The organism is Bradyrhizobium sp. SZCCHNRI1029 (assembly GCF_032487555.1).
Classification (GTDB): domain Bacteria; phylum Pseudomonadota; class Alphaproteobacteria; order Rhizobiales; family Xanthobacteraceae; genus Bradyrhizobium.
Map to the genome: position 1 here is coordinate 365,802 of NZ_JAUEUK010000004.1, position 18,448 is coordinate 384,249.

General features: G+C 62.2%; 17 protein-coding genes and 1 pseudogene. 7 read left to right on the top strand and 11 right to left on the bottom strand.

Going from position 1 to position 18,448, the window contains the following annotated elements; genetic code table 11:
- Nucleotides 1-9: 9 nt before the first annotated feature.
- Nucleotides 10-1,098: a hypothetical protein gene (locus QW861_RS13885; RefSeq protein ID WP_316172502.1), complete on the bottom strand. Its 1,089-nt coding sequence runs from the start codon at nt 1,096-1,098 to the stop codon at nt 10-12.
- Between the two features lie 224 nt (nt 1,099-1,322).
- Complete coding sequence (locus tag QW861_RS13890) at nt 1,323-2,663, bottom strand: hypothetical protein (RefSeq protein ID WP_315729400.1); 1,341 nt, start codon at nt 2,661-2,663, stop codon at nt 1,323-1,325.
- Nucleotides 2,664-2,788: 125 nt separating this feature from the next.
- Here QW861_RS13890 and groL point away from each other — a divergent pair, with 125 nt between their 5' ends.
- From groL to QW861_RS13905, 3 genes and pseudogenes are all read left to right on the top strand, one after another.
- Nucleotides 2,789-4,411, top strand: coding sequence for a chaperonin GroEL (gene groL / locus QW861_RS13895; RefSeq protein ID WP_315718645.1), 1,623 nt, complete (start codon nt 2,789-2,791; stop codon nt 4,409-4,411).
- A gap of 156 nt (nt 4,412-4,567) precedes the next feature.
- A complete protein-coding gene (locus QW861_RS13900) occupies nt 4,568-5,422 on the top strand; it encodes a universal stress protein (RefSeq protein WP_315718646.1) in 855 nt (284 codons plus the stop codon).
- 110 nt (nt 5,423-5,532) lie between these two features.
- Nucleotides 5,533-5,950: pseudogene (locus QW861_RS13905) on the top strand (DUF2267 domain-containing protein).
- A gap of 193 nt (nt 5,951-6,143) precedes the next feature.
- Here the strand turns inward: QW861_RS13905 and QW861_RS13910 are convergent.
- The 4 genes from QW861_RS13910 to QW861_RS13925 form a co-directional block, all read right to left on the bottom strand.
- Nucleotides 6,144-6,491 carry a cytochrome c gene (locus tag QW861_RS13910; RefSeq protein ID WP_315718648.1) on the bottom strand — a complete coding sequence of 116 codons (348 nt, stop codon included), beginning with the start codon at nt 6,489-6,491 and terminating at the stop codon, nt 6,144-6,146.
- A 58-nt stretch (nt 6,492-6,549) separates the two neighbouring features.
- On the bottom strand, nt 6,550-6,879 hold the full coding sequence (locus QW861_RS13915) for a hypothetical protein (protein WP_316193170.1): 330 nt from the start codon (nt 6,877-6,879) through the stop codon (nt 6,550-6,552).
- A 75-nt stretch (nt 6,880-6,954) separates the two neighbouring features.
- Nucleotides 6,955-8,670 (bottom strand): DNA polymerase/3'-5' exonuclease PolX, encoded by a 1,716-nt coding sequence (polX, locus tag QW861_RS13920; protein ID WP_316193171.1) that lies wholly within the window; start codon nt 8,668-8,670, stop codon nt 6,955-6,957.
- A gap of 67 nt (nt 8,671-8,737) precedes the next feature.
- A complete protein-coding gene (locus tag QW861_RS13925) occupies nt 8,738-10,081 on the bottom strand; it encodes a nicotinate phosphoribosyltransferase (RefSeq protein WP_315768635.1) in 1,344 nt (447 codons plus the stop codon).
- Between the two features lie 162 nt (nt 10,082-10,243).
- On the opposite strand from QW861_RS13925, the gene QW861_RS13930 reads away from it, so the two are divergent.
- Nucleotides 10,244-10,462, top strand: a complete 219-nt coding sequence (locus QW861_RS13930) for a ChaB family protein (RefSeq protein ID WP_315714354.1) — start codon at nt 10,244-10,246, stop codon at nt 10,460-10,462.
- Nucleotides 10,463-10,473: 11 nt separating this feature from the next.
- On the opposite strand, the gene QW861_RS13935 is transcribed toward QW861_RS13930, so the two are convergent.
- Nucleotides 10,474-11,136, bottom strand: coding sequence for a phosphoribosyltransferase (locus tag QW861_RS13935; protein WP_315714353.1), 663 nt, complete (start codon nt 11,134-11,136; stop codon nt 10,474-10,476).
- Nucleotides 11,137-11,377: 241 nt separating this feature from the next.
- On the opposite strand from QW861_RS13935, the gene QW861_RS13940 reads away from it, so the two are divergent.
- The gene (locus tag QW861_RS13940) at nt 11,378-12,304 is read left to right on the top strand and encodes a hypothetical protein (protein WP_315714352.1); all 927 of its coding nucleotides are present in this window, start codon (nt 11,378-11,380) and stop codon (nt 12,302-12,304) included.
- Between the two features lie 22 nt (nt 12,305-12,326).
- Here the strand turns inward: QW861_RS13940 and QW861_RS13945 are convergent, their stop codons facing one another.
- From QW861_RS13945 to QW861_RS13955, 3 genes are all read right to left on the bottom strand, one after another.
- Nucleotides 12,327-13,319, bottom strand: coding sequence for a ribose-phosphate diphosphokinase (locus QW861_RS13945; RefSeq protein ID WP_315714351.1), 993 nt, complete (start codon nt 13,317-13,319; stop codon nt 12,327-12,329).
- A gap of 51 nt (nt 13,320-13,370) precedes the next feature.
- On the bottom strand, nt 13,371-13,937 hold the full coding sequence (locus QW861_RS13950) for an HPF/RaiA family ribosome-associated protein (protein WP_315714350.1): 567 nt from the start codon (nt 13,935-13,937) through the stop codon (nt 13,371-13,373).
- A 182-nt stretch (nt 13,938-14,119) separates the two neighbouring features.
- Nucleotides 14,120-14,542, bottom strand: a complete 423-nt coding sequence (locus QW861_RS13955) for a hypothetical protein (protein WP_316193172.1) — start codon at nt 14,540-14,542, stop codon at nt 14,120-14,122.
- Between the two features lie 183 nt (nt 14,543-14,725).
- Between QW861_RS13955 and QW861_RS13960 the strand changes: the two genes are divergently transcribed.
- A complete protein-coding gene (locus tag QW861_RS13960) occupies nt 14,726-15,043 on the top strand; it encodes a hypothetical protein (RefSeq protein ID WP_316193173.1) in 318 nt (105 codons plus the stop codon).
- Between the two features lie 40 nt (nt 15,044-15,083).
- On the opposite strand, the gene QW861_RS13965 is transcribed toward QW861_RS13960, so the two are convergent.
- On the bottom strand, nt 15,084-16,013 hold the full coding sequence (locus tag QW861_RS13965) for a hydrogen peroxide-inducible genes activator (protein ID WP_315714347.1): 930 nt from the start codon (nt 16,011-16,013) through the stop codon (nt 15,084-15,086).
- A gap of 229 nt (nt 16,014-16,242) precedes the next feature.
- On the opposite strand from QW861_RS13965, the gene katG reads away from it, so the two are divergent.
- Nucleotides 16,243-18,423: a catalase/peroxidase HPI gene (gene katG / locus QW861_RS13970; protein ID WP_315714346.1), complete on the top strand. Its 2,181-nt coding sequence runs from the start codon at nt 16,243-16,245 to the stop codon at nt 18,421-18,423.
- Nucleotides 18,424-18,448 lie beyond the last annotated feature (25 nt).

Consider the following 18,448-nt stretch of genomic DNA (forward strand, 5'->3'; position numbering starts at 1 on the left):
ACGGTTGCCTCAAGAAGCTGGCCCAGCAGGACTCTTATTTCCGGCAACAGGAACACCGTGCAGCGGCGCGTAGTTGGCTGCGAAATCCGAGCAGAGCTTGTTCTGGTACTCGATAGGTAACGACGCAAGCACCGATGCGGCCGCCACCGCCCTTGCATCGTCCTTTGATTTCACGGTGATGTAGGCGATCATTCGGTGAAGTGTCAGAAAAATCGAGAAAAAGTTCCGTGTATTGACGTAGAAGCAATGATTGCTTTCGAGCTTTGTGCCCGGCCGGTCCTGCCAATGCCGCTGCACGATTGCGGTCCCCGCATCGAAATCTGTAACGGCAAAATTGCCGTAGCCGAGCCGAGTAAATAGCGGACGATTGCTGAGAAACTTGGCAAGGTCGAGCTCCTGTCCACGCACGGCCCCGATCAGCAGCATCTGATCCGCTACAGGAATGTTCTCACGGATCTGAAATCCTTTCGACAGTTCAAGCGCGCAGACTACGTAGCGCGGAAGGCGGGTCGTTTCCATCGCCTTTCCCTGTGCGGCCGGCGTGCACAGATCCTGCCTGACGAGTTGGGAGAGATGAGCGAGCGCGCCTGATACCCCGACCGCCTTCCCCTTCAAGAGCAAAGGCGCCGGGTCTTTCTCACGCAACGCGATTCCAATATCCAGCAGGCCGTCAAATTCATCGTCTGCAGGCAGGTCGATCTCGAGCGTGGAAGACCAGCCGAACGGCCACAGCCAGATGGTTGACCGCACTTTCCCCGTCGTGTGCCACACGGCCTCGTTCAGCGTTAAGTCGAGATTCTTGGGCCTGCAGCGTAGAGGCCACACGAGATCGCAGGCATCTCCAAACGAGGTTATGGTCCCCGGGATATTGCTAGCGACCGCCTGATAGCGCGGCCAGAAGTGATTCCGGCGCAGGTCGAATTCATCATTCAGTGGAAGAAGGACAAGGTTCGCGAGCTCGATCCTGGCCCCCTGGCTGCGCATCTCGCGATAATCACGAGAGGACCAAAGGAAGTGAACCCGTGGATCAAAATCGGCCGCAACGAACGGCTGCGACCAGAGGTGAACGTCAAAAACACAATAGACAGCGCGCGCCATTATCGATTTCCTCACAAGATCGATTTCCTCACAAGCGCAGCATCCCCGGCATCTCGCTTCGCCGGTCATCCGCAAACCATTGTCTTCTCGCGCTTTGCGCGCTATTCTCAACGAGCTGTACAGCTGGGCGACTGCCCAAATATGTCGCCAGTGCTTACCGACCAGGCGAGCAAGGCGGCAGCGATCTCCTGGGACCGGCCGCAAGGCCGGTCCCGGCCGGCTCTTCAGGTTAAGGTGAGCGGTTTCATTTGTGCAAGATCCTCGCGCCCGGCCGGCAACCGCGCTGCCTTTTCGTCAAAGTACATCCAGAGAAATTCGGTCGGCTCAAGATTGCCGGCTCTTGATTCCTTGATCGGGTCGAACATGGTCGGTTCGACTCCCCATCGGGCTGCTGCATCAATGGGTTTGATGAACTCGTCTTTATCGAACCATTCTTTCATTTCCGATCGGCACTTCGCATCAGGCGCCTTGAGCTGAAACCAGCCGAGCAAAATCCTGCCGCCATTGCTTGCAGGCACGACAAGCGAGCCGAAATATTGCTTGCCATCCGCGATCATCATAACCGGATCGAGCTTGCCCCCGGCCGCACGCACGGCTTTCTGAATGATCGGGCCGACCCTGTCGGTTTCCTGGACAATGCGCGCGTTGCGCTCCCGGGCGCCGATCATCGAAATACCTTGCAAGACGGCAGCCAAGATTCCGCCAAGCACAATTGCAGCGCCACACAGCGCGAGAAACGCGATCGCGCTCACAGTCGATCCGATCCCCGCAAAATGCAGCTGCAAGGAAGGAATGAGGTACGCCGTCCCAAGGAACAAAAGAGTCGAGATAAAGATGCTGAGTGTAACGGACTCGGTCGCGCCCAGTTCAACTCTTGACTCCTTGGGGGCGAATAGCCGCAAAATCATCAAGAAGAACGTGCCGGGAATGACGTACGACGCGAGGCGGAGCGAAACACCGCCCACGCTCTCAGTCCCGAAAAGACCGATGCTCATCTTCTTTTCCGCAACAGATGCGCCGGCGATCGTTTTGTTGTCCTTCACGTTTTGGAGCGAATAACTGACACTGAACGCCAGGTTCTCGTCCCGCTCTGCGATGCTGGAATCGGCTTTGAGGCACATTCTGCTGCGCACCAAAGTCGAACCGGGCTCAACGGTGCCGAGACCGATGGTGTCTTTCACGTCGCATGTGCCGTCTGGCCCGAGGCTTCCGATCTTCAAAGAAGGAGGACCAAACAAGCTAAGACCCGCGTCCATGATCCTGGCTTCGGTCGCATTCTCGATCCATATGCTGAAGCCCATCGTCTGGCCGGCGAGGATTTCATTGCGCGCGAGAATAACCGTCAACGCCGGCTTGCCGGGAGCATCGGCCCAGGTGAGGCCGGGAAGCAAGCAGGCCATCAGTTGAAGGACGATGGTCCAAAAAGCCCCATTGAGCCGAGGAATTGGAATAGAGCGCACGTCCCGCTCCCAATGAATTTCGCAGCGCAAGCTGCGCGGCGCGTTACCGCAGCAAAGCTGTTTTCTACTAAAGCTTGCAACAGCGTAGGCTTGCTCGGTGGGCAATGCAAGACCACTCGGCATCCGACCGGCGAGTTGCTCCCAGGCCTAGGCTTGATCAGGATCAAGCGTCCAAAACGGCGTCACTTCTATCTTGATCTGATGAAAGCCGTCCTTCTGAGGAGCGATTGATGCCTCACAAGCAGGTGCTGTTTCATTCCGCGGCCCGTGAAAAGATCCTGCGCGGAGCCTCGCTGCTTGCGGACGCCGTGCGCGTGACGCTCGGCCCCAAATCAAAATCAGTGTTGATCCAGAAGAGCTGGGGCACCCCGATCGTATGCAACGACGGCGTCACGATCGCCAAGGAATTTGACCTCAAGGATCCGGAGGAGAATCTCGGAGCGCAGGTGCTGCGTCAGGCCGCGGAGAAGACCGGCGATCTCGTTGGCGACGGAACAAGCACCTCGACGATCCTGGCACATGCGATTCTTGCCGACGGCGTCAGGAACGTGGTCGCCGGCGCCAGTGCCATCGATCTGAAGCGGGGCCTCGACCGCGCTGCCCACGCGACGATAGCGGCCCTCCATGCCATGGCGCGCCCCGTCAAGACAAAGGCGGAAAGAGCTCAGGTCGCCACCATTTCGGCTCACAATGATCCATCGATTGGCGCGCTGGTCGCCGACGCGCTCGAGAAAGTCGGCAGCGATGGAGTGATCTCGGTGGAGGAATCCAAGACCACCGAAACGTCGCTCGACGTGGTGGAAGGGATGAAATTCGACCGCGGCTTCCTGTCGCCCTACTTCGTGACCGATGCCGATCGCATGGAAGCGGTTCTTGAAGAGCCATTCATCCTGTTGTGCGACCACAAGATCAGCGCTCTGCGCGACCTCATTCCGCTGCTCGAACAGATCGCAAAGTCGGCACAACCGCTCCTGATCATCGCCGAAGACATTGAAGGCGAGGCGTTGGCCACGCTCATCGTCAATCAGCTTCGCGGCGTGCTCAAAGGCTGCGCCGTCAAGGCGCCCGGTTTTGGTGAGCGACGCAAGGCGATGTTGCAGGATATTGCAATCCTCACTGGCGCCCAGGTCATCTCCGACGATCTCGGTTCGAAGCTCGAAAACACCACTTTGCAGCAGTTGGGACATGTCGCCCGTGTGGTTGCCGACAAGGAAAACACCACGCTGATCGGCAGCAAGGGCGAACGCAGCCAGATCGATGCGCGGCTGCAACAACTCCGCCGCGAGATCGAGAAAACGACCAGCGAGTACGACAAGGAGAAGCTTGAGGAGCGGCTCGCCAAGCTGTCGGGCGGGGTTGCCGTTATCCGTGTCGGAGCGCCGACTGAAGCTGAGATGAAATCACGAAAAGAGGCGCTTGACGACGCCATCAGTTCGACGAAGGCGGCCGTTGCAGAAGGTATCGTGCCGGGCGGCGGGCTTGCCTTGCTTCGATGCATCGAAGCCGTCGGCAAGGAGGAAGCACTCTGCGAAGGCGACGAAAAGACCGGTGTACAGATCTTGAAGCGCGCGCTCGAGGCCCCCGCTCGCCAGATCGCGGAGAACTCGGCAACGGATGGCGGCGTGGTCGTGGCGCGCATGCTGAGTGGCGTCGGCAGTTTCGGGTTTGACGCCGCGCGCAAGCAATATGTCGATCTCGTCGAGGCCGGCATTGTCGATCCCGCGAAGGTCGTTCGGACAGCCCTCGAGAACGCGGTGTCGGTTGCCGGCATCCTCCTGCTCACCGAGGCGACGATGACCGAAATCGCGGAGCCAAAGCGCGAACGGTTAGCGGAACCCGAAATTCCGGTGTGACGCTAGACCACGAAACGGGGCCGTGCCCCCTCCCCCGAGCGGAGCACAACTTTGCGGCGGACCGGTTAGTGACGGCCGGCCATTGACTGTTGATTCAAGTCAACATGCCGCTTCATCCGACGGAGAGTATGGAGTGGGTCCCGGAGGGAGGTCGTCGTGATCAATATCAACGACATTCTCGTGCATATTCCGACCGAGCAGCCACCGCAGCCTGTCGTTGATGCCGCCGTCTCGTTGGCTGCCCGGTTCGACGCCCATCTCGATGCGATTGCAGTCGGATACATCCCGCCCAGTAGCGCGTATGTGGTCGATGGAGGCGCGGGCGCAGCAGTCGCCGCTTCAGAGATCTTCGAAATGGAGCGGCAACGCGCCGCCCAACGCAGCGCGGCTGCACTCGCCATTTTCGAGACGGAAGCCCGGAATGCGAACATCTCTCACGCAAGCCGCTCGGTCGAGGACCTGCCCGGTGAAGCCGCGTCCGCGCTCGGCGCTGCGGCCAGGCTCTATGGACTGACGGTGGTCCTGCAGACGGACGCAACACAGGACAGCTACGACACTAGGACTGCGACGGAGATCCTGCTCCAGGCGGGCGGACCCGTCCTGTTCGTGCCGCATATCTTCCGCGGCACCTTCAGGGCCAACCGTATCGGCATCTGCTGGGATGGAAGCCGCCTTGCCGCCCGCGCTTTCAAGGACGCAAGACCGTTTCTTTCTCAAGCAGAAGCGCTGGTCACGATTTCGATCAATGAGGCGCAGGTTGCTCCCACCGAGGCCTCAGCGCGGAAATTGACTGAACACATGGCTCGCGCCGGACTTACGACAACGCTGCTCGAGCTGACGGCAGAGCATTCCGAAATTCAGCCGTCCATCCTGTCCCTGGCCGCCGACGAAAGTCTCGACATGCTGGTGATGGGGGCATATGGGCATTCCCGCCTGCGGGAAGGCATTTTCGGCGGCGTCACCCATGAAATGCTGAGGACGATGACGATCCCGACCCTGCTGTCGCATTGAATCGAGGCCGGCATCCGTGCTCGCCGGATCATGACAACGGACGTGATTGCGGTGACGCCGTCGATCCGGGATGCCGCTGTTCTGATGTGGCCAATCCAGGAGAACGCATCATGGGCGTAACAGGTGTTGCCGCGCTGGATCACACCATTCAGGAGACCAATCTCTGGCTCAAGGCGATCGAGGAGAAGCTGGAGCTCGGTAGTCGTCAACAGGCCTACAACGCGCTCCGGGCTGTTCTGCATGCGTTGCGCGATCGCGTACCTCCGGAGGTGGCGATCAAGCTTGGCGCCCAGCTGCCTGCGCGGGATCTACTACGAGAACTGGCACGCGGCGGGAACGCCGACCAAGGAGCGACATGCCAGCGACTTCGCGGATCACGTCGCCATGGAGCTGCCCCAGCAGTTTCCCATCGCGCCGCTGACCGTCATTCGCGGGGTGTTCGAGATCGCGTGGGAGAAGCTCGATCCCGGTGAATTTGAGAAACTGATGCACCATCTGCCGGTGCAGCTCCGCGAATTGAAATCCTAATCCGGTCATCTGGCCCCGCCCGGCACGTCCGCCGCGCACTCAGCGACGGGACGCCTTCGTACCGGCCCAATCGCGTGTCGCCAGACCAGCGGCGATGCCGTCAGACCGTCGAATGGACCGCGCAGCCGGCCAAGTGAGCTTCCCAAGTGAGCTTCGATGTGCAGGGATCAGCGCTTTCCTGAGCAGCGAGCATTCATTTCCTGACTGCAAGAATGTAGAGGTAGCTCATGATCGCGTAGACGTCCTCGTCGGAAAATTCGATTTGCGGCATGTCCCTGTGCTTCGACACCATGCCTTCCGACAGCTCCGCCTGCAACTCGCGCCGATTGAACCGGGCGTAGATATCGCGCATCGGCGGAGCATTCTCGAGCGGGCTTTCGCCAACCGATTTGATCGCATGACAGCGCCCGCATCTTTCCTGCAGGATGGTCCTGCCTCGTTGCGCGGCCTTGCTGAGGTTCGCGGCATCCACGTTTGTCGGCCAACACGAGAGCAGTCCGACGAAGAGGCCCAGAGCCCGAAACTTGAAACGCCCCGACATGCGTCTGGCTCTCCGCGGCAATATAACAGCCCCGCCCGTTGCTCGAGTGCAAGCGGATTTAATAGCAGACCCGCACGTAATGCACATGCCGCCTGTGCCGGACAGCTCGGACATAGCAGTCGCCGTATCCGTACGGTCCCCAGAACGGACCTGGCCCCCAATACGGTGCCGGTGGGTAGTAATAGGCTGGCCCCGGATAGCCGTAATAGGGATCCGGCCCCCAATAGCCGCCGCCGAGGGCCGCGCCGAACAGCGCGCCGGCAGCCAGGCCGCCGACGATTCCCGCGGCAATGCGCCCGTTGCGAGCGTCGGCACCCGTGGGTGCAAGCAGCGCGAGGGTCAGGACGGCCGCGGTCGCAACCGTGCCAATCTTCTTCCCGAAGCTCATTTCACCCTCCTGTGCTGTCATCTAAGATGAGCGCAACTTCGCGTGCGCCACGTTGCGAAGGATCAAGCAATCCGGCTAGCGCTTCAGCATTTTCTTCGTCCGCGACAAGGGTTGAGTGTTGATGACGTCTGCGGCTTCGAGCCAGCCTCGGCGCGCCTGATCGACGCCGAAACGCATGTTGGCGAATCCAGCGGTCGAATGTGCGTCCGTCGAGATCGCCAGCTTGACGCCCGCGGACTTGGCGGCATGAACATGGATATCGTTGAGATCGAGCCGGTCCGGGTCGGCGTTGAGCTCGAGATGACAGCCGCGCTCGCCCGCCGCCGCAATGACGGCTTCCATGTCGATCTCGTAAGGCTCGCGGTCCCCGATCAACCGTCCGGTCGGATGACCGATAATCGAGACATGGCGATTGTCCATCGCCCGGATGATGCGCTCGGTCTGCATCTTGCGCGAGAGCTCGAACTTGTAGTGAACGGAAGCAACGACCAGATCGAGCCGCGACCGGATCTTGTCGGGCAGATCAAGCCGTCCGCCCGCCAGAATATCGACTTCGGCGCCTTTCAGCACCGTAAATCCATCCAGCCGGTCGTTCAAACGGTCGATCTCGTCGATCTGACGCGACAGACGTCCGGCATCGAGACCATGGGCGACAGTGACGTGTTGGCTATGGTCGGTCAGAGCCATATAGGCATAGCCTCTTGCCTTGGCGGCCGTCGCCATCTCGGCGATCGCGGCGGTGCCGTCGGTCCATTTGGAATGGACGTGCAGGTCGCCTCGAATATCGGACAGCGTAATCAGTTTCGGGAGCTTTTTTGCTTTTGCGAGCGCGATCTCGCCGCGATCCTCGCGCATCTCGGGCGGAATCAGGGGCAGCCCGAGCTTGCCATAGATCTCCTCCTCGGTTGCTCCGGCGATGCGCCGCTTGCCGGCGAACAGGCCATATTCGTTCAGCTTCCAGCCGTGATCGTTAGCGAGTCCGCGCAAGGAGATGTTGTGCGCCTTGGATCCGGTGAAATACATCAGCGCGGCGCCGTAGCTGGCCTCAGAAACAACGCGCAGGTCGACGTGCAGCCCGGAGCGCAGCACCACTGCCGTCCGCGTATCGCCATGAGCGAGCACATTGGCGACATTGTCGTATCGAGAGAGTCTCCCGCCGGCGGCGTGGCCGTCACGTGCCACCATCAAGATATCAAGATCACCGACGGTATCGCGCCTGCGACGGTAGCTTCCGGCGACGATCACCTTTCCATCGGTCGCGTCTGGCCTCAGATAGCTGAGGAGTGCTTCCGCTTCGGCTTCGGCCTCGGATAGTCTGAAGCGCCTCTCGGCTCGAGGCTTGGCCAACGCCGCGGTGAGCTTTTCCTCGCTCTTGGCACCGAAGCCCCGAAGCTCTCTCAGCCGACCCGACCTCACCGCGCGCCTGAGGTCCGCGAGTGACCGCACGCCCAGCTTGTCGTAGAGCAGTTTGACGCGTTTCGGACCCAAGCCCGGGAGTGCCGCGATCTCTCCGAGATCGCCGGGCAGTTCACGCTTGAGCTTGTCCAGCACATCGAAATGATGGGTTGCGACGATCGTTTCGATCTTTCCTGCCAGATCCTTGCCGATACCTGGCAGCTCGGAAAGATCCTCACCCGCCTTCAAGAGGTTGGTGATGCTCCTGGGCAGACGTTCAATCACCCGCGCAGCATTGCGATAGGCCCGCGAACGAAACGGATTGTCGCCTTTGATCTCGAGAAGTTCGGCGGTCTGGTCGAACATCTCTGCAATTTCGGCATTCTGTACCGGCATCGATGCACCTCCGTCGCTTGACAGGCTAGAGAGGGATCGAGCCGCTTCCCTTGATGCAGATCAGAATTCAGGGACGCGAGCCTATCCGGTCGGCGACAGCTGCCAGCTGTTCAAGATGGCTTGAAATCTGCACCGGATAGGGCGCGACCGCTTTGGAGGTTCTCAGCTCCGGAGGCAGCAGATCGAGCTGCCGGCGCGCGTGAGCCCGGATGTCGTGAAGTGAAGGTTGAGAGGCGATAGGGCGTCCGCCGAGCATCACCGCCTGGATCAGCGTTTCCCCCTCTTGTTGGTCCTCCTCGGTCGAAAGAATGTCTGCGAGCATGCGGCCCTTCCTGTCATACCGGCGCCAAACCTGCTTGCGGCCGGGCCAGGTGGCCTTTCCCGTCGAGCGCTTGCGACGGGGCAAGCCCGCATACTCCTGCAGCTTATAGGCACAGTCGAGTGCTGGCGCATCGGACGACGTGACGAGGCCCGTGCCGATGCCGATACCGTCGATCGGCGCCGCATCCCGAGCGAAGGCAATCAGGGTACCCTCCTCTATCCCGCCACTGACGAAGATGCCGGTGTCCTTGAGTCCGCCGGAATCCAGAATGCAGCGCACCTTCTTGGCGAGCGCAGACAGATCCCCGCTGTCAAGCCGCACGGCGCTGACCGCAATTCCAAGTTCCTTCAATCGGGGCGCCAGCATGACGACCTTCCTCGCGGCCGCCTCGGTGTCATAAGTGTCGATCAGCAGGACGAGATTCTCTGGCCTGGCGCGCGCAAACGCCTCGAATGCTGTAGCTTCGTCATCAAAGGATTGAACAAACGAATGCGCCATGGTGCCATAGGTCGGAATGCCGAATGACTTCTCGGCCAGGAGGGTTGCCGTACCGGAGAATCCAGCGACATAGCTCGCGCGGGCGGCCAGCAGCCCTGCCTCGGCACCATGGGAGCGACGCAAGCCAAAATCGACCAGGAGCTTGTCTGGCGCGAGTAAGACCATGCGCGCGGCCTTGGAGGCAATCAGCGTCTGAAAATGCAGGATGTTGATCAGGCGCGTCTCGACAAGCTGCGCCTCCGGTAAAGGAGCCGTAACCCTAAGGATCGGTTCGTTGCCAAAGAACACGGTGCCTTCCGGCATCGCATGAACCTCGCCGGTGAAGCGGAAATTGGCGAGATAGTCGATCAACGACTTGCTGAACTTTTCCGTTCGCTCAAGCCAGCCGAGTTCGTCTTGCGAGAACCGTATGTTTTGCAGGAAGTCGAGCGCCTGCTCCAGTCCGGCCGCCATCAGGAAGCTGCGCTGAGGCGGCAGCTTGCGCACAAAGAACTCAAATACCGCTGTATCAGTCTGGCCCGATTCAAGGTACGCTTCGATCATGGTCATCTGATACAGATCGGTTAGCAGCGCGCTCGGTAACGGGTCCATCGATGTCCTCGGCGCTCACATGACGTCAGCCATCCCTTCGATGTCTGCGCATCCCTATTTGACGCCGGTCAAGAGGCGGAAGCAAGTTGCCTCTATCCTCTTTGGTGGAAACGCCGCGGCGTCGCGAGCAAGGCGCGGCAGTGAGCGTCCGAGGCAAGAGCCATGCCCTATCGCACAAACATCGATCTTCCCCCTGCTGTTCGCGCTCACCTCCCATCGCACGCGCAGGACATCTATCGGGAAGCATTCAACCACGCCTTTGCCTCCCATGCGGAAGACGAACGGCAGGAAGAGATTGCTCACCGCACAGCCTGGGCAGCGGTGAAGCGATCCTACGTGAAGGTCGGCGACCGCTGGGAGCCGCTGCCCCACGACCATTAGGCGCCGGCTCGTCAGGAGGCGTGCATGGATCTGCTTGATGGAAACTGCCTCAAAGTGGCAATCACCTCGTCGTCGCTGACCTGATGAAAGTCGCGATAGAAATAGCCGATCGCGCCAAACTCCTGAGGCTCATGCAGACAGACGACGGCATCGACTTCCGCATGCAATTTCCTGATGGCGTCCGGCGGCGCGACCGGGACCGCAAGCACGAGCTCTTTCGGTTCCTGCTTCCGAACAGCCTTGATGGCGGCAAGCGTGGTTGCGCCTGTCGCAACGCCGTCATCGACGATGATCGCAACCTGCCCCTTGACTTCGGCGCGAGCCCGATCGCCCAGATAGCGCTTGCGGCGCCGTTCGATCTCAGCACGTTCCTCCCTGCAGACGACCTCAAATTCTTCGGAGGTGACGCCGGATAGCTCGATCACGTCCTGGTTACGTATGGTGGTCATGCCCTCACCATCCGCGATGGCGCCCATTGCGAGCTCCGGCTGCCCCGGCAGCCCGATCTTGCGGACCAGCAGCAGATCGAGTGGCGCATTGAGGGCTGCTGCGACTTCCGCCGCAACCGGCACGCCGCCGCGTGGCAGCGCAAGAACGACCGGGTGCCGCCCCTTGTATTTGAGCAGCGCCTCGGCGAGTTGCCGGCCGGCATCGGTTCGGTTCTGGAACAGCATGGCAGACCTCATGCGGAAGAGGGGCAGGATATGAGCCGGACAACCACTGCTATTGATCCGTATCAAGCTGCCGGCTGCCTCGATTGGCGATAGGCATCATATGCCCGGATGGCAGAATGAACCCTGGGGCGAGGACGCTGAGAATGGCAGCGCGACCGCTCTTGCTCGCAAGGTGGCGTTTCTCAGCCGGCCGGACAGTTATGTCCCGGCGCCCGACGCTGTGATCACGCGGGAGACCCACATGTCCTGGGTCTTCATGGTTGACGAGCGCGTCTACAAGCTCAAGAAGCCGGTTCATTTTCCATATCTCGATTTCTCCAGCCTTGAGCGCCGCGCAGAGGCCTGCCGCGCTGAGGTTTCGCTGAACCGAAGGCTGGCGCCCGACGTCTATCACGGCCTGGTGCCGCTGACGGCTGCGCCGGGTGGTTACGCCATCAGAGGAGGCGGACACATCGTTGATTGGCTCGTCGTCATGCGCCGGCTCGACGAAGGCCAAACACTCGAAGTCGGGCTTCGCAATCGCAAGGTCTCCCAGGCCCAGATCGATGGTTTGGCCAGTCGCTTGAGCCGCTTCTATTCGCATGCGCGCCGGATCATGATCAATCCGGAGAGCTACATGGTGACCCTGCAAAAGGCAGTTCTGGCGGATCGGCGAGGTTTGCTCGAGTCGGCCTTCGACCTGCCCCGCGGCACCATCGAGCGCATCGCCAACCTGCAATGCCGTTTCCTGCGGCAGCGGACCGATCTACTGGCGCAGCGGGTGCATCACCGGCTCGTCCTCGACGGCCATGGCGATCTGCGGCCGGAACATATCTGGTTGAGCCCTCCCTTCCCCATCATCGACTGCCTGGAGTTCAATGCCCGCTTGCGGACGTCGGATGCACTGGACGAAATTGCCTTCCTGCACTTGGAATGCGCTCGACTGGGAGGACCGTGGGTCGGTGAGAGGCTTCGGCGATATCTGGCCGTCCAGCTCAATGATGACCCGGCCAGCGGACTGTTCTTGTTCTATCGGATTGGCCGCGCCATGCTGCGCGCCAGGCTATCCATCGCTCATCTCGCCGACGCCCATCCACGGACGCCGGAAAAATGGCCGCGGCTGGCGCGCACCTATCTCAAACTTGCCAAGGCGGACGCAGCGCAGCTTGAGCGGCAGCTCACGGCGTGAGCCAGAATTTGAATTGCGGGGATCAATCCTGATACGGAAGCAGCTCCGTCAGCGGCTCGTTGTGGTGCAGCCGACGAATGGTCTCTCCGAGAAGGGGCGCCGCCGAGACAATCTCGAGCTTATCGCGAACCGCGCCCGGCGGAAGCCTGAACGGTGGCACGCTGTCGGTCGCGATGATGCGGCCGATCGCAGGGTCGGCGAGCGTCGTTGCCGCGCCCGGCATGAACAAGCCGTGCGCCACGCAAGCTATCACCTCTTCGGCCCCATGGGCACGGGCCGCCTTCGCCGCCCGCACCAGGGTTCCACCGCTGCTGATGAGATCATCCACGATCACGCACAGCGCGTTCGCCACCTCTCCGGCGAACAAGTCGCCCGAAACGACGCCGGAGCTGCGATGCTTCTCCACGAATGCCTTGCCGATCGGACGGCCGAGCGCTTTCCCCAGAACCTCGCGGAGCAGGTCCGCGCGCTTGCCGCCTCCGAGATCCGGCGAAACCACGGCAATCGGCCGATCAGCCGCGATCGCCTTGATCCTGCCGATCAAGAGCGGCGCCGTGCTCAGCGCTACCGATGGGCAACGGAACGCGTTCTCGAACGCGGCCTCGTTGTGAACTTCGAGGGTCACCACTGCATCAACACCGATCGCCTCGAACATGGTCGCAAGATAACGGATCGTGACGGGGTCATTGGCCTTGGTGCGCCGATCCTTTCGCGCATAACACAGATACGGTGCGACCGCCGTCACCCGCGCAGCACCGGCATCCTTCAACGCTCCGACCAGGAACAGCAGCCGGCACAGCTTGTCGTTCGGACTCTCGTCAGGACCGCCATGGAGGCTATGCAGAACGTAGACGTCGCAGCCGGCGACAACTTCCAGCGGCCGCACCTTGTGTTCGCCGTCCTCGAAGCTGCGTTCTTCGACAGCGGCGAGACGGCATCCGAGCGCGTGAGCGATTTTTTCGCCAAGCCCTTCCGTGCCATGAAGACAGAACAAACGCAGGCGATCACCAATCATCGGTTACCTCCAACGTCAAACCTGCTCGCCGCTCGCGTCTCGGCCGCCGATCTAAGCCCGCAGCCCATGTTTCCCGAGCAATCTGACCGTGCTCGCCTGCGGTCCTTTTTCTCCGATCTCCTCGACGTAGCTTACGCGGGCGCCGGGCACGATGCTTGGTCCACCATCAACGACACTATTACAGTTGAAATAGACTTCGTGGCCGTCGGCGGCTTCCAGAAAGCCGAACTGGCCGCTTGGATCGATACGCGCAACGGTTCCGATCGGTTGAGGCTCGTGCGTCTTGACATCGCCACGCATCAGTCGCGCCCGGTCCTGCAGTTGTCGACGCGCGCGTTTGAATGCGTTGTCTACGGCGAAGGTCAAGTCGACGTACCGTTCATCCAGCTTCGGGGTACGTCCAACGTGGACTTCCCGACCGTCGGGCAGTGCCAGCCGAACGCTCACCAGATATTGACCGCCGGTTTGGTGATGACCACCCGGACCTTTGACCATGACGCGCGCCGCAGTGATCCGGCCAAAGCGGCTCTCCAGTTCCGCGACATGTTGCTCAACGGCAGCCCGGATTTCAGCGGAGACGCGAATCCCTTCAAATTCGATTTGAACTGGTGTTTGCATTTCCGGCTCCTCTCCCGTGTCGAACTTATTGGACCACGGGAGCGAGGAGCAGCTTTGAGCAAGATCAACTTGCCTTCAGCGTTTTGGCTGCCACGCGATCACGATCAGCTCGCAGCAAACACGAAATCGTCTGCGCGATCGCTCGCGCAGACGACAGGGCATCCGGAACCAATCAGCCGATCTCACCAGGGGCCGCCCCACGGACCGCCCCAGCCATAATAGCGATGCCGCCAATACGGGCGGGCATAATAGGGACGGCCGTAATACGGCCCGTAGCCGACGCCGACATAGCCGTAGGGCGGACCATAATAATAGGGATCGTCGTAGTAATAAGGCGATGCCGTCGCCGCGATCCCGGCGCCGAGAAGCGCACCGGCCGCGAGCGCGCCTGCTCCCCAGCCCCAGCCGCCGCCACGCCAACCGCCGCCATGCCAGCCGCCGCCATGCCAGCCGCCATAGCGGACCTGAACCGTGCTGAGCGGCGCAACGTCGGCCTTCGCCGCGGCCGACAGCGCAGTAACGGGTGCAGACAAGGCCGGAGCGCTCGCTCCGGCCAGCAGCGCGCCGGACAGGGCCAGCGCTCCCACATAGTTCAAGCTTCGCATCGCAAGGACTCCTCGACCAAGGTCATCACGCATGACTGCCGCGAAGGTCATCCGGCGCAGTCCTCCGCCGCGATCGCGGCGACGAGCAAATGAGTTGCTCGTCGCTACGAACCACCTGTCGGCGCGACCGTTCCATTGCAAAAGCGCGATCGCCGGCGAACATCCCTTCAATGCCGGCCGAGATTGCTCGAGCTGCCGGAATTGTCGGCGCCGGTGCTCGGGCTGTTGTTGTCGAGCAAGCCGGGGGCGTCATTCGGCGCCGGTGGCGTGCGCCCCGATCTGTTCCCCGCCGCAGCGGTGGCTCCCGCCGCGCCCGATCCCATTCCGGTCGTCCCCGTCGCGTTTCCGGGTCCGCCCGGCGTTGAGGTTGTCGCGTCGCGGGAGGCGCCGGCGCTGCTGCCACCCGTGCCGCTGCTATCAGCCAAGGCGAGCTGGCTCGACAACGCGAGCGCAGCAGCGGATGCGATCAAGGCCAATTTCGTGGAGGATGTCCTTCCTTAAGGAAGGACAAGGCCGCCTCGGACGGGATGGTCCCGAAGGATCAGCTTCGCCGTTTGCGGCCCTGCGCTGCCGCGGCCTGCTTGCGCAGACCCTCGGCCGCGCTGCCGACGATCTCGGAAATCTGCATCAGTTGCTTGGCGAGCGGGCTGGTCTTGCGCCAGACCATGCCGACCGTACGCTGCGGCTGCGGATCGGCGAAACGCGCGAGCGACACCGACGCCGACCGCGTCTCGACGCCGACCGCCATCTCCGGAATCAACGTCACGCCCATGCCGGCGCCGACCATCTGCACCAGGGTCGACAGCGAGGAGGCATCGAGCATCTCGCGCGGCGCCTGCATGTTGCAGAACGACAGCGCCTGGTCGCGGAAGCAGTGCCCCTCCTCCAGCAACAGCAGCCGCATCTCGCGCAGCATCTCGCTGCTCGGCACCGCCGCGCCTTCATATTCCGGCGGCCGCACCAGCAGGAAGCTCTCCGCGAACAGCGCGACCTCGGTCAGCGACGGCTCCGACACCGGCAGCGCGACGATCGCGGCATCGAGGCGGCCCTCGACCAGTTCCTCGATCAGCTTCGGCGTCTTGGACTCGCGGACGTGGATGTCGATCTCGGGATGTCTGCGCGTCAGGTTCCCAATCACCTTGGGCAGCAGATAGGGCGCGATCGTCGGGATCATGCCGAGCCGCAGCCGGCCCGTGAGCTTGTCGCGCGAGGCGCGGGCGAAGTCGCCGAGCTCATCGACCGAGCGCAGGATCTCGCGCACGCGCTCGGCGAGCTGCTCGCCGAATCGCGTCAGCACCACCTGGCGCGCATTGCGCTCCAGCAGCACGCCGCCAAGCGCGTCCTCCATCTCCTTGATCTGCATCGACAGCGCCGGCTGCGAGATCGCGCAGGCCTCCGCGGCGCGGCCGAAATGGCCGAGACGCGCCAGCGCATCGAAATAGCGAAGCTGCCGCATCGTCAAATGTATCATCAGTTTATCTTATCGTTCACCGCCGCGGAGTCAATTTTCCCTGACCACAATCTTGAGATGCAGCGGTCATGCACCGTGTCCATATGCGTTTGAATGGCGTCAGACCAGGTTCATCAGATAATCTTATCGTTGCGATCACCAATCTCAATTTCCCCTGATCGAAGCAGCCGCGTAGGGTCCCGGCTCCCACCCCAGGGGGGAACCATGACGATCACGTCAGGAGAGAAACATGGATGACGTCAGCAAGTGCCCGTTCTCGGGCGGCTTGAAGGGATTTTCGAACAAGGATTGGTGGCCGAACCAGCTCAATCTGTCGGTGCTGCATCAGCACTCGAACCTCTCCGATCCGCTCGGTGAGGCGTTCGATTATTCCAAGGAATTCAAGAGCCTCGATCTCGACGCGCTGGTCAAGGACCTGCACGCGCTGATGACCGATTCGCAGGACTGGTGGCCGGCCGATTTCGGCCATTACGGTCCGCTGTTCATCCGCATGGCCTGGCACGCCGCCGGCACCTATCGCATTGGCGACGGCCGTGGCGGTGCCGGCACCGGCCAGCAGCGCTTCGCGCCGCTGAACAGCTGGCCTGACAACGCCAACCTCGACAAGGCCCGCCGCCTGCTGTGGCCGATCAAGCAGAAGTACGGCCAGAAGATCTCCTGGGCCGACCTGTTCGTGCTGACCGGCAACGTCGCGCTGGAATCGATGGGGTTCAAGACCTTCGGCTTCGGCGGCGGCCGCGCCGATACCTGGGAGCCCGAGCAGGACATCTATTGGGGCCCCGAGGGCAAGTGGCTCGCCGACGAGCGCTACAGCGGCGACCGCGAGCTCGCAGGCTCGCTCGCTGCCGTGCAGATGGGCCTCATCTACGTCAACCCGGAAGGCCCGAACGGCAATCCCGATCCGCTGGCTGCCGCGCGCGACATCCGCGAGACCTTCGCCCGCATGGCGATGAACGACGAAGAGACGGTGGCGCTGATCGCCGGCGGTCACACCTTCGGCAAGACCCACGGCGCGGGTGATGCGTCGCTGGTCGGGGCCGAGCCGGAAGGCGCCGACATCGCGCAGCAGGGTCTCGGCTGGGCCAGCAAATACGGCTCGGGCAAGGGCGGCGATACCATCACCTCCGGCCTCGAAGTGATCTGGACGACGACGCCGACCAAGTGGAGCAACAACTTCTTCTGGAATCTGTTCGGCTACGAATGGGAGCTGACCAAGAGCCCGGCCGGCGCGCATCAGTGGAAGCCGAAGCACGGCGCCGGCGCCAACACGGTGCCGGACGCGCATGACAAGTCGAAGCGGCATGCGCCGTCGATGCTCACCACCGACCTCGCGCTGCGCTTCGATCCGGCCTACGAGAAGATCTCGCGCCGCTTCCTGGAGAACCCGGATCAGTTCGCCGACGCCTTCGCCCGCGCCTGGTTCAAGCTGACCCATCGCGACATGGGTCCGAAGGTGCGTTACCTTGGCCCGCTGGTGCCGAAGGAGGATCTGATCTGGCAGGATCCGGTGCCGGCCCTCGATCATCCCGTTGTCGACGACAAGGACGTCGCGGCGCTCAAGGCGAAGATCCTCGCCTCGGGTCTGTCGGTGTCGCAACTGGTGTCGACGGCCTGGGCCTCAGCCTCGACCTTCCGCGGCTCGGACAAGCGCGGCGGCGCCAATGGCGCGCGCATTCGCCTGGCTCCGCAGAAGGACTGGGCGGTCAACAACCCGGCCGAACTCGCCAAGGTGCTCTCGACGCTCGAGGCCATCCAGAAGGAGTTCAACGCGCAGGCCTCCGGCGGCAAGAAGATCTCGCTCGCCGACCTGATCGTGCTGGCCGGCAATGCCGGCGTCGAGGCGGCCGCCAAGAAGGCCGGCGTCGAGGTGACCGTGCCGTTCGCGCCCGGCCGCACCGATGCCTCGCAGGAGCAGACCGACGTCGAGTCGTTCGCGGTGCTCGAACCGACCCATGACGGCTTCCGCAACTATCTCAGCGGCAAGCAGTGGCTGTCGGGCGAGGAGCTGCTGGTCGACAAGGCGCAACTGCTCACCTTGACCGCGCCGGAGATGACCGTGCTGGTCGGCGGCCTGCGCGTGCTCGGCGCCAACGCCAACGGCTCCAAGCATGGCGTGTTCACCGAGCAGACCGAGACGCTCTCCAACGACTTCTTCGCCAACCTGCTCGACATGGGCGTGGCCTGGCGTCCGGTCGATCAGGGCGAGCACACCTTCGAGGGCCGCGACCGCAAGTCCGGCGCGATCAAGTGGACGGCGACCCGCGCCGACCTGATCTTCGGCTCGCACTCGCAGTTGCGCGCGCTGGCCGAGGTCTATGCCAGCTCGGATGCCAAGCAGAAGTTCGTCAAGGACTTCGTCGCCGCCTGGACCAAGGTGATGAACCTCGACCGGTTCGATCTGAAGGCCTGAGGCGACAAGCCGACTGACCGACACC